At 37.3% G+C, this 15,431-nt stretch carries 15 protein-coding genes; 13 read left to right on the forward strand and 2 right to left on the reverse strand.

Translation table 11 applies throughout. From position 1 onward, the window contains the following. Positions 1-40: 40 nt before the first annotated feature. Complete coding sequence (locus PK1910_RS01540) at positions 41-982, reverse strand: ABC transporter substrate-binding protein (RefSeq protein WP_187002541.1); 942 nt, start codon at positions 980-982, stop codon at positions 41-43. A 51-nt stretch (positions 983-1,033) separates the two neighbouring features. Next, the gene (locus tag PK1910_RS01545) at positions 1,034-2,023 is read right to left on the reverse strand and encodes a sirohydrochlorin cobaltochelatase (RefSeq protein ID WP_187002540.1); all 990 of its coding nucleotides are present in this window, start codon (positions 2,021-2,023) and stop codon (positions 1,034-1,036) included. 474 nt (positions 2,024-2,497) lie between these two features. On the opposite strand from PK1910_RS01545, the gene PK1910_RS01550 reads away from it, so the two are divergent. From PK1910_RS01550 to mraZ, 13 genes are all read left to right on the forward strand, one after another. Continuing rightward, entirely contained in the window at positions 2,498-3,379 is an 882-nt protein-coding gene (locus tag PK1910_RS01550; RefSeq protein WP_004696252.1) for a sirohydrochlorin cobaltochelatase, read from the forward strand. A gap of 206 nt (positions 3,380-3,585) precedes the next feature. Beyond that, positions 3,586-4,440, forward strand: a complete 855-nt coding sequence (locus PK1910_RS01555; protein ID WP_024061918.1) for a sirohydrochlorin cobaltochelatase — start codon at positions 3,586-3,588, stop codon at positions 4,438-4,440. Positions 4,441-4,526: 86 nt separating this feature from the next. Continuing rightward, positions 4,527-5,234, forward strand: a complete 708-nt coding sequence (cobI, locus tag PK1910_RS01560; RefSeq protein ID WP_004696248.1) for a precorrin-2 C(20)-methyltransferase — start codon at positions 4,527-4,529, stop codon at positions 5,232-5,234. Between the two features lie 29 nt (positions 5,235-5,263). Beyond that, entirely contained in the window at positions 5,264-6,640 is a 1,377-nt protein-coding gene (locus PK1910_RS01565) for a cobyrinate a,c-diamide synthase (protein ID WP_287511088.1), read from the forward strand. A gap of 88 nt (positions 6,641-6,728) precedes the next feature. Further along, entirely contained in the window at positions 6,729-7,271 is a 543-nt protein-coding gene (cobO, locus tag PK1910_RS01570) for a cob(I)yrinic acid a,c-diamide adenosyltransferase (protein ID WP_270278621.1), read from the forward strand. Between the two features lie 139 nt (positions 7,272-7,410). Continuing rightward, complete coding sequence (locus tag PK1910_RS01575; RefSeq protein WP_004696242.1) at positions 7,411-7,800, forward strand: class II SORL domain-containing protein; 390 nt, start codon at positions 7,411-7,413, stop codon at positions 7,798-7,800. 319 nt (positions 7,801-8,119) lie between these two features. Continuing rightward, on the forward strand, positions 8,120-9,349 hold the full coding sequence (locus tag PK1910_RS01580) for an aspartate kinase (protein WP_004696945.1): 1,230 nt from the start codon (positions 8,120-8,122) through the stop codon (positions 9,347-9,349). 7 nt (positions 9,350-9,356) lie between these two features. Then, positions 9,357-9,674, forward strand: coding sequence for a hypothetical protein (locus PK1910_RS01585; RefSeq protein ID WP_004696238.1), 318 nt, complete (start codon positions 9,357-9,359; stop codon positions 9,672-9,674). A gap of 140 nt (positions 9,675-9,814) precedes the next feature. Further along, positions 9,815-12,724 carry an insulinase family protein gene (locus PK1910_RS01590; RefSeq protein WP_331299247.1) on the forward strand — a complete coding sequence of 970 codons (2,910 nt, stop codon included), beginning with the start codon at positions 9,815-9,817 and terminating at the stop codon, positions 12,722-12,724. Positions 12,725-12,804: 80 nt separating this feature from the next. Continuing rightward, entirely contained in the window at positions 12,805-13,779 is a 975-nt protein-coding gene (gene gluQRS / locus PK1910_RS01595) for a tRNA glutamyl-Q(34) synthetase GluQRS (RefSeq protein WP_270278626.1), read from the forward strand. Positions 13,780-13,911: 132 nt separating this feature from the next. After that, the gene (locus tag PK1910_RS01600) at positions 13,912-14,286 is read left to right on the forward strand and encodes a CoA-binding protein (protein ID WP_101928366.1); all 375 of its coding nucleotides are present in this window, start codon (positions 13,912-13,914) and stop codon (positions 14,284-14,286) included. A gap of 9 nt (positions 14,287-14,295) precedes the next feature. Further along, entirely contained in the window at positions 14,296-14,616 is a 321-nt protein-coding gene (gene trxA / locus PK1910_RS01605) for a thioredoxin (RefSeq protein WP_004696229.1), read from the forward strand. 383 nt (positions 14,617-14,999) lie between these two features. Further along, a complete protein-coding gene (gene mraZ, locus PK1910_RS01610) occupies positions 15,000-15,431 on the forward strand; it encodes a division/cell wall cluster transcriptional repressor MraZ (protein ID WP_004696227.1) in 432 nt (143 codons plus the stop codon).

The following is a 15,431-nucleotide window of genomic DNA, read 5'->3' on the forward strand; positions in this document are numbered from 1 at the left end:
TCCCTTTTGGGGGATGCCCTCTTTCGTATGAAGTAATATATTAGAATGTAACATTAATACCGTATGCTTCTTTAACTAATCGTGCCATAGCTTCAGGTGTTTGTAGACCTGGGTTTAATAGGAATAGTTTGGATGGTAAGTATATTACGCGGTTATTTTGTACGGCTTTTAAATTGGCCCATGCAGGATTATCTGTCATAGCTTGTTTCATAGCTTTTGTAATTTCTTCTTCTTTACCCATTGTAACAACAAAGATAATATCAGGGTTATCTGCAGTCAATGTTTCAAGAGAGTAAGGGACCGTTTTGTCCTTCGTTGTACCATCTAGGTGAGAGGAGACAACATTTGTCATACCTAGTTCTTTTACCATTGATGCAGTAACTGCTTCATCAGTTTCGGCAGTTACACCCTTTCCTGTGGCACGTAACACGGCAACACGTGCAGGTTGTTGATTCTTAACTGCATCTTTTACCTTGGTAATATTGTTTTCATAGGTAGTAATAACAGACTTAGCCTTATCTTGATGATTAGTTAATTCGCCAAGAAATGTTAACATTGGTACATTATCTTTAATACCATCGTAATCAAAAAGTACGGTTGGAATATTATTAGCTTGTAATTGAGATTCATATTTTTTATGTTGATTTACTAAACCCAATACTACATCTGGCTTCAAGCCTAATAATTGTTCCATGTTGATATTTGCAGTTTGACCAAGAGCTGGTAGAGCTTCTAACTCTGGTGCTAGTTTATCCGTTGTATTGGCACGGCTAATGGCTTTACCATCGACAGCATAAAGCATAGATAAAACAGAATTAGATAATACAGCAATTTTTTGTGGATCCTTTGGTACAGTATAGGTTTGACCATTAAAGGTCAATTCCTTCGTAGTAGCAGAAGAGCTGGATGTGGTTTTACCACACCCAGCTAGTGCTAGTACAATCATAACCAAAGCGATACTAACGAGTAGTAGTTTTTTCATGATGTACTCCTATGAATGTTATATATGCAATAACGATCTTAGTTATATTGATTATTTTTCTAATGCATCCCAGGCTTCGTTAGCACGTTCAACGAATAAGTTACGGATGTTTTGGTTTTCACCTAAACCATGGATATAAGTGTCAACTTTGAAACCTTCTTTTTCAAGAACGGATTTGTGGGAATCTGGTTCGTTACCAGCCATGTCGTTGTTTGCATGGTCACCAGCAACCATCATGAAAGGCATCAATGTAACATGTTTAATACCATGTAATTTCAATTGAGGGATAACTTGTTCAAGATTTGGTGTACCTTCTACTGTGTAGATGAATACATTTTTCATACCAAGAGTATGGATGCGGTCTTGAATTACAGAATAGTATGCATTGGAAGGATCTGGAGTACCATGAGCCATGATAAGAAGAGCATCTTCTTTACCTAATTTAGGGAATTGGGATTGAACAGCTTTTAATGTTTCAATAACTTGGTCAGTTTGGTTTTCTTGACCCATCCAGTACATAAGAGATGTACCGAGTGTCATTTTTTTGAAATCATTTTTGTATAAATTATATACTGCTGCATCGTAATTATATTCCATACCAGGAATTACATCTAGAGATGCCAATGCAACGCGAGTGTAACCATCTTTTTTAAGTTCAGCTAAAGCTTCTTCAGGTGTAGGGTATGTTATACCTTCTTTTTGTTGGATGCGATCACGAATAATATGGCTTGTGAAAGCAGTTATCACTTTAGTATTTGGGTGAGCCGCTTTAATAGCATCTACAGTAGCATCGATTGTTTTTACGCGAGTATCTTTATAAGTTGTACCAAAGCTCATAACAACCATAGCATCCTTGTTTGGCAAGTTTTGTAAAGCTTCTGTATTATGTGTACGAACACCAATTGCAGCGGCTTCTTTCAATGCTGGTGTAGGATCTTTTACTTCTTCATTTAATTGATATGCAGCATTAGATACAACTGGTGCACCAAAGGATACTGCAAGACCTAGAATAGCGGATGCTAAAGCTAATTGTTTTTTCATTTCTATACTCCTAATTTATAACTATAACTACACTAATATGCAATCATTCACATAGTTCTAATATAATGAGAACTATGGATTTATCGCATATATATAACTTTAAATCAATCGTAGCAGAGGGGCTAAGGAGTGTCAATAAACCCTATACCCCTAGAAGTATAGAGGAAATAAGAAAGTATTAATAAATTAATGTGATGAATATAGTATGATAGTACATTTTATAATTATATTCTTGTTGGTTATAAGGGTATGAATATGTGAATATGTGAGTAATTTTATTTTTCCTTTTTATTTAGGACTATTTTGATGGGGCCCATAACGTTACTACAACCAAATTGATCGTTATAAATGTTAATTTTGATATTTTTTCTCATTGACTTCTATAGATTAATCTTGTACTATTATTACATAGTAGTTGATAACAGTTTTCAATTGTGAAAGTTGTTTCATGTATGAGTAATATGGAGGTCACATATGAAAGGCATAATTATTGCATCCTTTGGATCAATTTACCAAGATGCTGTGGAGAAATCCATTGGCAGTATAGAGAAAAAAGTACGTTCCATGTATAGTGATATGGAGGTACGCCGCGTATTCTTATCTGATGCATTAGTAGAGAAGTGGAATGAGAAGTACGAAGATAAGATTTCTTCTTTCACAGAGGCTATGCAAGATTTCGCTCGTATGGGTATCGATGAGGTGTACATTCAACCTATTACATTGGTGGCAGATCAGTGTTACCAACAAATGCGCAAACAAGCATTAAAATTTTTACATAGCAATGAATATGGTTTTAGTCAGGTTAATATTGGTAAACCATTGCTTACCTCTTTAGGTGTAAAAAATTATGCCGATGATTATGAAGCAACATTAGAAAGCATTGTTCGTCACGTTAATACAAAAGCACTTAATAAATCTGTTGTGCTCATGGCGAATGGTCAAAATCAATTAGAGTTTAGTACATTGCAATTAAAGGCGATGTATGGTGCAGCACCAAATGTAGTAGTATTTACTACAAATGGTTTCCCTACTTTTAAACAAGCTCTTACTTTCTTGGATCGTATGGGGCATAAAGATTTATTAGTTGTACCATTGGCTCTCATAGGTTCTACACATTTAATGGATTACCTTGGCGGTGAACGCTCCGATTCCATTTATGCTTTACTCGCTGAGGAAGGCTACAATGTTGATATCTGGAATGAAGGGCTTGGGGAAAATCCACATGTACAAGATTTATTCTTGAAACATTTAGGTCAAGCTATCCGCATGTCTGATCGTAAACGGCCCATGCCTAGAGAATCCGTAAAACCTGTCATGACAAATTCTCGCTTAGAAGCGCAAGGTTTGATTTCTTGATATTTGTTATTACATAATTAGACATACAACACTCCACTCTTTCACATTAATAAAAATCCTCCTTGTTGGACATCCAATGAGGAGGATTTTTACTTTTACCATGAAAGATAAGAATAATTTCTATTTTATACGTACCACGGTATGCCCCTATAGAATGGTCTATGGTATGATTAAGATACATTATTAGTTAATATAAGGAGACATTCATGAAACAAGCTATCTTAGTTGTTGCCTTTGGATCCACTGTGGACAGTGCTCGTGAACATAATATCGATTCCGTAGTAGAACATATTCGTAAATCGTATCCGGATTATACTGTAGAATTAGCTTTTTCCTCTCGTATCATCGTTAAGCGCTTACGTGAGCGTGGTATTGAGATTCCTACTGAACAAGGGGCGTTAGAAAAACTGATTCGAGAAGGTTATACACATGTATATGTGCAGCCACTTCATTTCACCGGTGGTGAAGAGTTCGATAAATTGAAAAATAATATCCTTGCTCATGAAGGGGAAGGACAACTCGAAGTATTGCGTGTAGGTAGACCTCTCGTATACTATATGGGACAAGAAGAGCACCCAGATGATTACCAAATCTTGATTGACCGTTTCATTAAATCTCTTAATATTTCCAAAGATGATGGTTTGTTATTGGTCGGTCATGGAGGTCTTGGTTCTGGCAATTCTTCATATGGTAATTTACAGTTTAAGCTAATCCGTAATGGACTTACAAATGTGCGTATTGCTGTACTTGAAAATGCACCATATGTGTCAGATGTAGCAATGCCTTGGGAATGGCTTGATGGTAAACGTCCAAAAACAATTTATGTACATCCTTTATTATTGGTACTCGGGGATCATGCACAAAATGATTTATTTGGTGACGAAGAGGATAGTGTTGTTAATGAACTTTCTGGAGCAGGATATGCGGTTAAACCAATTCATAGTGCTCTAGGTGAATATGAAGCGATTCATGATATTTTCCGTCAACATGTGCAAGATTGTATCGATGATTTGTATGGCAAACGTAGCCCACATCGTCCTGCAATTCCAAATATTAAATAGTATCTTTGTATATATTGTATAAATTGGTTATAATAAAAGATATTGCAATTATAAATAGAGTGTGACTATAAGAATAGGAGATACCCATGAAAGGTAAATTATATGGTATTGGCGTAGGCCCTGGCGATTCTGAATTAATGACTGTGAAAGCTGCTCGCATCGTAGGTGAAGCAGATATTATCATCACACCTAAAACAGAAAAGAAAGATGGTTCCGTAGCCCTTGATATCGCATCCCCATATATCCAAGAACATACAGAAATCGTTCCCGTAGTATTCCCAATGGTATTGGATGATTCTACACAGGAGGAAGGCTGGCAAGAGGCTAAACGCGTTATCTTGTCTTACTTAGATGAAGGTAAAAGTGTTGTATTTTTAACATTAGGTGATCCTATGTTCTACAGCACATATATGTATGTATACCGTTTGATTGAAAATACAGGTCATGAAATTGAAACAATTCCTGGCGTTACTGCATTCTGTGCAATCGGATCTCACCTTGGATACCCAATCGTAGAGAAGGAAGAGGTATTGGCCATCGTTCCAGCTACAGCGCCTAAAGAAAAAATCGATGCTGTATTGGCTGTTGCAGATGATGCAGTTATCATGAAGGTATATAAAAACTTTGATGAAGTACAAGAAACCTTGATTAAACATAATATGGCAGATGATGCGGTTATGATTAGCCGTGTAGGTTTGCCTGATGAGCAAGTATTCGTAGGTTTAGATAATATACCAAAAGATACTAAACTCAACTACTTATCTACAATTCTTGCAAAACGTAAGGATCGTTAACAAACACATCGTATTGCGAGGTAATATCTATGAACACAGTACAGATTCCACGTGTTGTCATTGCTGGTACCAACTCTGGTGTTGGTAAAACGACTATCGTAGCGGGCTTATTGGCTGCTTATGCAAATGGTGGACGTACGGTGCAATCTTTTAAAGTGGGCCCGGATTATATTGATCCGGGCTTTCATAAAATTGCATCCGGCCGTGACAGCTATAATTTAGATACGTGGCTTGTGCCACCTCACAAGTTGACTCCTTTCTTTGCTACAATGGCACATGATGTAGACCTTGCCATTATTGAAGGTGTTATGGGTCTCTATGATGGTGGTCGAGAAGGCGTTAGTTCTACGGCTCAAATTGCTAAACAGTTAAATGCACCAGTGGTACTTGTTATCGATTGCAAGGCTATGGGTGAAAGTGCAGCTGCTATTGCAAAAGGCTTCCGTGACTATGACCCAGAGGTAAACTTTGGTGGTGTCATCTTGAACCGCTTAGGCTCAGCCAATCATGAGCGTATGGTTCGTGAAGGGATGGATAAAATCGGTGTACCTGTTATTGGTGCCATTTATCGTGATGATCGTATGCATTCTCCAGAACGTCATTTAGGACTTACACCAGTTACTGAAATCGATCCAACAGAGGCGATTAATACGATTCGAGAAGCTGTTGAGAAGATGGTAAATCTCGATGCACTATTGGAAATTGCTACCAATGCACCAACTATCGAACTACCAGATGCTATAGATGTTAAATCCATTGAAAAACGTGTGAAAATCGGTGTAGCTTATGATGAGGCATTCTCTTTTTATTATCCAGCTAGTCTTTCTGCGTTAGAGGAAAAAGGGGCTGAGCTTGTTTACTTTAGTCCGCTTAATGATTCGGTAATTCCCGATGTAGACGGACTTGTATTTGGGGGTGGCTTCCCAGAAATGTTTTTATTCCAGTTATCTAGCAATGAGTCTATGAAGGAATCTATCCGCCAAGCTAATGCACAAGGTATGCCTATTTATGCCGAATGTGGTGGCCTTATGTATCTTTGTGAAAGCATTCATGACTTCGAAGGTTCTGTATATAAAACTGTAGGTATTGTACCTGCCAATTGTGTGATGCAACAAAAGCTTCAAAAGGTGGGGTATGTTACAGCAACTGCAAAGAGAGATACTTTATTAGGCGCTATGAATACAGCTATTCGTGGTCATGAGTTCCATTTCTCTACAATGGAGCCAACTATAGATGACTTTCCATGGGCTTTTCATTTAGAAGGAGGCCGTAAACCTCAATCGTATGACGGAGGCTATGCAACAAAAAATGTATTAGCTTCTTACTTACATTTGAACTTTGCTGGCTCTGATGAAGGGGCACAACATTTTGTTGATACATGTGCTGCTTATAAAGCCCAAAAGTAATAGATGTGTAGATGTATTTAATAGGTTTATATGACTATGTGTTATCACAATTACATTCTGCGGGACAGTTCATATTAAAGGAGCTATTATGGAAGAACATGGATTAATTCTAGTTAATACAGGGAATGGTAAAGGTAAAACAACAGCAGCATTAGGCGTTGTTCTACGTGCTGTTGGACAAGGTTTTAAGGTTCTTATATTACAATTTATTAAGAGCGGCAATGGCTATGGTGAATTGGCAGGTCTCGCTAAACTAGGTGATCAAGTTGAAATTCGCTCTATGGGAAAAGGCTTTATTTACTATAAACGGGATGAAGTAGGGGAAGCTGAGCTTGCTCGCCACAAAGAAGCAGCACAAGCCGCTTGGCGTACATTAGTAGAGGAAGTAAACTCCGATAAATGGGATCTAATTGTTATGGATGAAATAAATAATGCCATTAATTATGAGCTTATCGATGTGCATTCTGTAGTGGAAATGCTTAGCAATAAGCCAAAAAGACTTCATGTTGTTTTGACGGGGCGTTATGCTAAACCTGAAATCATTGATATGGCGGATACTGTAACAGAAATGAAGGTAGTAAAGCATGCTTATGAAAAGGGCATAAAAGCTGCTAAAGGCATAGAATTTTGAGTTAATTCAAAAAAATCGAAAAAAATCGAAAAAGAACTTGCTAAAACTATATCGAAAATGTATAATATAGTCATAAGCACAGAGGTGCTCAATATTCTTGACATTAAGTATGTATATAAGACTAACCAGGAGGTTAACTATGGCTGTACATGATTACATTAAATCTGGCGATTTCGCTACTGAAAAACACGTTCCTGTTATCGAAACAGTTGACACTGTAAAAGCAGGTGAAACATTCCACGTTACTTTATCCGTAGGTAAAGACATTGCACATCCAAACACTGTAGAACATCACATTGATTGGATTAAATTGTACTTCGTAGCTGAAGGCACTCAATTACCATTCGAAGTTGGCGCTATCGAGTTCAACGTTCATGGTGACGGTGCAACTGCAAACGAAGGTCCTGTAGCAGCAGTTTCTGAAGGTACTTTAGCAGTAGCTTTGAAAAAATCCGGTAAATTGATCGCTGTTTCTTACTGCAATATCCACGGTTTGTGGGAATCTGAAAAAGATATCGTAGTTGCTTAATTAACTATTACAACTAATAAAGACCAGTCCTAGGGCTGGTCTTTTTGTATATCTATGTGTTCACATAGTTTAATAATGAGGCAAAGTTAAACTTTTAATAGTAGATATTTAATGGCATTATGGCTAATACATGTTAGGATTGTTTAATGCATATTCATAATATTATAGACATATTATTTGATTTTTAATGTCCGCATAAAAAGGAGTTTTGTATCACTCCAGTGGATTAATTGCTGTACATCCCTTTACAGTGCTATTTGTTTGTGGTAAAGTATATGCATATTGATATTTAGTAAACATAGTTAAATGAGGGATTATTGTGGCCTTAATCGTTAAAAAATTTGGTGGTAGTTCCGTAGCTACACCAGAAAAAATATTTAATATTGTTGATCGCGTTCTTCGTGAGAAGCAAGCTGACGATAAAATCGTTCTTGTTGTATCTGCTATGGGTGATACAACTGATGACTTGGTGGCCTTAGCTAAACAAGTTACATCCAAGCCGTATGGTCGCGAAATGGACCGCTTGTTGTCTACCGGTGAACAAGTAACAATTGCATTGATGGCAATGGCTTTTAACGAACGTGGTCAGGAATCTGTATCCTTAACAGGTGATCAAGCAGGTATTACAAGTAGTGATACGTTTAATAAAGGTCGCATTTTGGGCGTTGATCCTAATCGTGTGTTTGAAGCTTTGGATGAAGGTAAAATTGTAGTAGTTGCTGGTTTCCAAGGTATAACTGAATATGGTGATATGGTGACATTAGGCCGTGGTGGCTCTGATACAACAGCTGTTGCATTGGCAGGTGCTATGAAAGCGGATGTATGTGAGATTTTTACGGATGTAGACGGCGTATATTCTACAGATCCTCGCGTGGCGAAGGAAGCTTTCAAATTAGAAGAAGTAACGTATGGCGAAATGCTTGAAATGGCACGCCTTGGTGCAGGTGTAATGCAACCGCGTGCCGTAGAAATGGGGTTCCGTTATGGTGTACCTATTCATGTACGTTCTACATTTAGTGATAAACCAGGTACTATTATTCGGGAGGATTATACTGTGGAAGCAAATAAACACGTAATTACTGGCGTAGCTGATGATACAAATACAGCAAAAGTAGCCCTTGTAGGCGTTGAAAATAAACCAGGCGTTGCAGCGACTGTATTCAAAGCATTAGCTGCTAGAAACGTTGACGTAGATATGATTGTTCAATCTATTCGTTCTGTGGGAGAACCAAAAACTGATCTTATCTTTACAGTAGCTATGGATGATGTGGTATTAGCTCGAGAAGTATTAGAAGAATTACAAAAAGCAGTAGATATTGAAGCTGTTAATATTGATGAAAAAATGGCTAAAGTTTCCATTATTGGTGCAGGTATGTTAGGACAGCCTGGTGTAGCTGCGCAAATGTTTGATATTTTGAGCCAAGAAGGTATCAATATTGAAATCATTTCTACTTCTGAAATTAGTATTTCTTGCCTTGTTGCTGAAGATCGCGTAAAAGATGCTGTTCGTGTAATTCATAATGGCTTATTGTTAGATCAACGAGGTTAATTACTTCATGGATAGTCTACGTAGTTTTATGGATGAAATGCTCAATGACCAAGGTCGTAAGGAAGGTTTCATTAGCGATCTACTAGGAAATCTAAAAAATCAGCCTATTCCAACATTGGAACAAGCTCAAACTGGTTATACAACAATGAGTAATTTACATGGTATCTTCTATGATTACGATAAGTCTGAGGTTACTATTACTTACAAGGTTGTACCAGATATGTATCAACCATATACATTGAGCTTTATACAATTTGAAGCCGTGTTAGAAGGCTTATTAACCTTACGTCGCAATCAAAAGTGGCAGATGCAACATAATAAATAATATGAACCCCATGGGTATACTTGCCTATGGGGTTTTGTAATTCGATAATTATTCTTAACATCTATATATAGAGTCATCGATATGATATAATAAATTATTCAGAGAGAAATCATTATATTAGTATAGAAAGAAGGGACAGCATGGAAATAAATAAGGTTTATTCTGGCTTTCGCCTTGACCGCATTGAGCGCATTGATGAGATCAATGGTACCGCTTATGAAATGAAACACGAAAAGTCTGGTGCACGTTTAATTTATATTGATTCACCAGATTCTAATAAAGTATTCAATATTGCTTTTAGAACCACGCCACATAATAGTACTGGTGTAGCACATATTATGGAACATTCCGTTTTATGTGGTTCTCGTAAGTTTCCTTTAAAAGAGCCATTTGTTGAGCTTGTTAAAGGGTCTTTAAACACGTTCTTAAACGCTATGACATATCCTGATAAAACGATGTATCCTGTAGCCAGCAAGAACGATAAAGACTTCCACAACTTGATGGATGTATATCTTGATGCTGTGTTATATCCACGCGTTCGCGATGATGCAGAAATCGTGATGCAAGAAGGTTGGCATTATGAACTAGATAATGCGGAAGATGAACTTACCTATAAAGGTGTTGTATTCAATGAGATGAAGGGGGTTTATTCCTCTCCGGATTCCGTTTTAGAACGTCAAATGATGCGTGAACTTTTCCCAGATACCACTTACGGTGTCGATTCTGGTGGGGATCCTGACCATATTACAGATTTAACTTATGAAGAGTTCCAAGAGTTCTATCGAGTTCATTATCATCCGTCCAATAGTTATATCTTCCTTTATGGTGATATGAATATTGAAGAGCAATTGGCATTTTTGAATGATGAGTACTTAAGTCATTTTGATGCTATTGAGGTTAATACAGAGGTTGGTATACAAACGCCATTTACGGAAGGTAAAGTGGTAAGTTATCCATATAGCGTAGGTTCTGAAGAGCCAACAGACAACCGAACTTTACATTCCTTTGCCTATGTGTTACCTGATGTAACTCCTGAGCATAGCTTGGCTTTTGAGGTATTAACACATGCATTGTTGACATCTCCTGCGGCTCCTCTTAAACAGGCTTTGGTGAAAGCCGGTATCGGCTCTGATGTGAGTGGTTATTATCTTGATAGCATTCGTCAACCTTTGTGGACCGTGCAAGCAACTGGTTCTAATCTCGATAAGCAAGCCGACTTGCAGCGCATTGTGGAGTCTACATTGCAAGAACTTTGTGATAACGGTTTAGATAAAGAATTATTAGAAGCTTCCTTGAATAGCATTGAGTTTGCTCTTCGTGAAAGTGACTTTGGTGGTCGCCCAATTGGTTTAGCTTATGTTATCCGTATGATGGATAATTGGTTATATGACAATGATCCGCTTGAGCTATTACACTACGAAGAAGCATTAGTGAATATTCGCAAGGGCTTATCCGGTACGTACTTTGAAGATTTGATTCGTCAATCTATCTTAAATAACAATCATAAAGTGCTTGTTTCTATTTATCCTGAACGTGGTCTTCAAGAGCGCAAGGATGCAGAGGTTAAAGAATATTTAGCTTCTGTAAAAGCTAAGATGACTCCAGAAGAAATCGAAGCGATTGTAGAGCAAACAAAACGACTTAAACTTCGTCAAGAAGCTCCAGATAGCGACGAAGCATTAGCGTCGATTCCATTGCTTGAATTATCAGATTTAAATCCTAATATTGAAGAGGTAGAGCGTCGTGAAAGTAAAATTGGCAACACTACAGTACATTTTGTACCTACTTTCACAAAAGGTATCAACTATGTAGGTCTTTACTTTAATTTAAGTTGTCTTACAGAAGATGAGTTGTTCTATGCCGATATTCTAAGTGATATTATCGGTCGTATCGACACATCTGAACGTGGCTACGAAGCATTGGCGAAAGATATCAATATGAATCTTGGCGGTTTAAGCTCAGATATTACGGCTATTAGTAAAGATGGTAAGCGTGATGAATTTACCCCTCTCATGATTGTTCGCGCTAAAGCCTTGCATTCTAAATTACCTGACTTATGTCGCTTGATTAACGAAGTAGTACAAAAAGCAGATTATAGTAACGATAGACGCTTGACTGAACTTGTTCAAGAAAGCAAAGCTATTTGGGATAATGAAGCGTTTCGTCGTGGTAATTCCATCGTAAGTCAACGTGTTATGGCACAAGTATCTGCAGTTGGTAAATTTAGAGATAATGGTAACTTTGGTTATTATCAAAAGATTAGCGAATTGGCTTCTAATCCTGCGGCATTACCATTATTGCCAGAAAAATTAGCTGATGTGGCTCGTAAGATTTTCCGTGCTAATAATGTAGATATCATGTTCGTTGGTGAAGAAGGCGAATTAGAAGCCTTTGAAAATCTCATGAAACCATTGATTGAAACTTGGGATACTACTGACTTAAGTAATGATACATTAAAGATTACACGTTTGTCTGGTAATGATGGTATCGTTACAGCTGGTAAGGTTCAATATGTAGCTCAAGGTGGTAACTTTATAGACCATGGGTATAAACATGTAGGTCCAATGAGTGTATTGGAAACAATTTTACGTTATGAATATCTCTGGATTCGTATTCGTGTACAAGGCGGTGCTTACGGGGCCTTTGCAAACTTCTACGACGATGGTAATATGATTTTCTGTAGCTATCGCGATCCAAACTTGGTAGAAACATTAAATGTATATAAAGAGTTACCTCAATACCTTCGTGAGTTCACATTGACTGATCGTGAGATGCGTAAATATATTATCGGTACTATGAGTTCTTTAGATTTACCAATGACTCCTGCATTGCGTGGTCCACGTGCGATGGGCATGTATTTTAGCGGTGCTAAACTAGAGGATAAAGTGAATTTCCGTAAACAAGTTATCGCTTGTAAGCCAGAGGATATCGTTGCTTTAGCAGATGTGGTTGAACCTGTATTGAAGGATAATCATATTTGTACAATGGGGAACGAACAAAAAATTAAAGACGCTGGTAAGGTATTCGATAACATTATTTCTCTAGGATAATCGTTTTATATTATTTATAGTGGCATATTCTGTGTAAATTTACGGGATATGCCACTTGTTTTGTACTTTAGGAGGGCATCATGAAAGGTCGATTTGCTCCAAGCCCCACAGGATATATCCATCTCGGCAATGTGTGGATAGCCCTCTTATCTTATGTTTCTACGAAGCAACAAAAAGGGCAGTATGTTGTGCGAATGGAGGATATAGACACCCAACGCTCTAAACGTGAGTTAGGGGAAGCTCTATTAGATGATTTAGAGTGGCTAGGATTTGAATGGGATGAAGGGCCTCGTGTTGGTGGACCAGAATCAACGTATTGGCAAAGTGAGCGACAAACATATTATAGAGACATATTAGAACATCTTGCATTAGAAAAACTAATTTATCCTTGCTTTTGTAATCGTACAAGGCTCCAGTCTATTGCTTCGGCGCCCCACGTTGGAGAAATAATTCATCGATACGATGGACACTGTCGTCATCTAGAGGATAAATTGATAAAAGAGTTTATGACATCTAAGGAACCATCTTTGCGTTTAGCCGTTAATTCCTGTGATATAGATTTTGTAGATCGCTGGCAAGGCTTTCAACATATTCATTTGGAAGGTGAATTAGATGATTATGTATTGCGTCGTGGTGACGGTATGTATGCCTATAATTTAGCTGTCGTACTGGATGATATTGCTATGGGGATAACGGAGGTCATTCGTGGAGACGATTTACTAGAGACTACGGGGCAGCAAATATATTTATATAAAACATTACAATCTAGTTTTACATCTAAAAATATACAAATACCTTCTTATGGACATGCTCCATTATTAATTGATTCTGAAGGGCATAGATTATCTAAACGACAAAAAAGTATTACTATTCGTGAATTACGTGAAAGTCAATGGTCTCCTAATAGAATTTTAGGTGAACTAGCTATTGCTGGCGGATTAGTTGATGCTCATACATTTAGTCGTAGAGAAATTAGTTTATCTGAATTAATTGAGATTGATTTAAATTTACCTAGTCTTAGTCAGAAAACGATTGAGATACAAATTAAAGAATAGAGTAATAGAATAGTATTGCTTTATGTTATAGGATGATTGCTAAAAGAGAATAATTCTTTAACTATATAATTCGATATAATATATTGACAATGTTCGATATTTATTTATAATAGTATATAAGAGGTGGTCGAAATGACAATTCAACAAGCTTTAGATCAAAAAGTATGGGCCGTTATTGGAGCTACCCATAAAACCGAAAAGTTCGGTTATAAGATTTATAAATGTCTTAAAGATCACGGATATGAAGTATATCCAGTTAATCCTAATATTGCAGAAATAGATGGAGACACCTGTTACTCTAGCCTTTCTGCACTTCCCGTTGTGCCTGCTGTGGTAGATTTTGTTGTGCCAGAAGCAGCGGGATTAGCTGCACTTGATGAATGCAAAGAACTTGGCATTTCTATTGTGTGGTTGCAACCGGGGGCGGATAAACCATCTGTTGTTGAAAAAGCACATGCTTTAGACCTGCATGTCATTCAAGATTGTGTATTAGTTCAATTACCGTAGGAGGGTACAATGAGCGAATTAAAAGACTTAAAAACTGCTGAATATCAAGATTTGGTAAACCAAGGTGGTGTTACTGTTGTTGACTTCTGGGCTCCATGGTGCGGTTATTGCGTACGTATGATGCCAATCATTGAAGAAATTGCAGGTGAGCTTGAAGGTAAAGCTAACTTTGTAAAAGTAAACGCTGATGAAGAACCAGAATTAGCACGTAATTTACAAGTTGAAGTATTGCCTACATTCGTTATCTTAAAAGATGGTGAAGTAGTAGACCGTAAAATTGGTTTCTTACCTAAAGGTGATCTTCAAGCGGCTATCGAATCTAAATTCTAATACTATAATCAAAACTATATAAATAGAGGAAAACCTCATCAATGTATGTGTTGTACATTGATGAGGTTTTTTTTTGCTTTTTTGAATATAGTCCTAAATATCTTTAACTTTTATGAGTTGCTAAACATAATACATCTAAAGTGGGGGTTATGTCCATCTAAGGAGTGGTATTTCACCATTGTGGTGGAGAGTGGTTTAAATTGATTAGTTTTAAATATTTAATCGAACATATGTATTGTAGAAAAGCGGAGAAAAATAGAGATTAAACAAGAAAAATATAAAAAAGTGGAATAAAAATGGATTTTTTGTTGTGAAAGGTGGGGAATTGTGGTAGAATTTACCATATAGTGGTGGATAAGAAATAGTGAAAGGCGGTGATACGTATGTTCATGGGCGAATATAATCACACCATTGATACAAAAGGGCGGATGATTATACCTGCTAAAATACGTGAACAACTAGGCGATTTGTGCATCGTTACAAAAGGCCTAGATAACTGCTTGGCTATTTACACCGAAGAGGCATGGAAAAAAATTTCTACAGCTTTACAATCACAATCCTCCACTAAAGCTAGCGTGCGTGCTTTAAAACGTTTTGTTTTTGGTAGTGCCGCTGAACTTGAATATGATAAACAAGGTCGTGTCCTCATTCCTGTACCATTACGTGAATATGCAAGCCTTGATAAACAGGCTGTTATTGTAGGTGCTGGAGACCACGTTGAAATTTGGAGCCGTGAAAAATACGATTTCTATGATGAGCAAGTGGCTGAGAGTATGGAAGAATTAGTCGAAGGGCTTGAAGGGATTATGTTATAG

Origin of the sequence: Veillonella parvula (assembly GCF_036456085.1) — a bacterium.
GTDB lineage: Bacteria > Bacillota > Negativicutes > Veillonellales > Veillonellaceae > Veillonella > Veillonella parvula_E.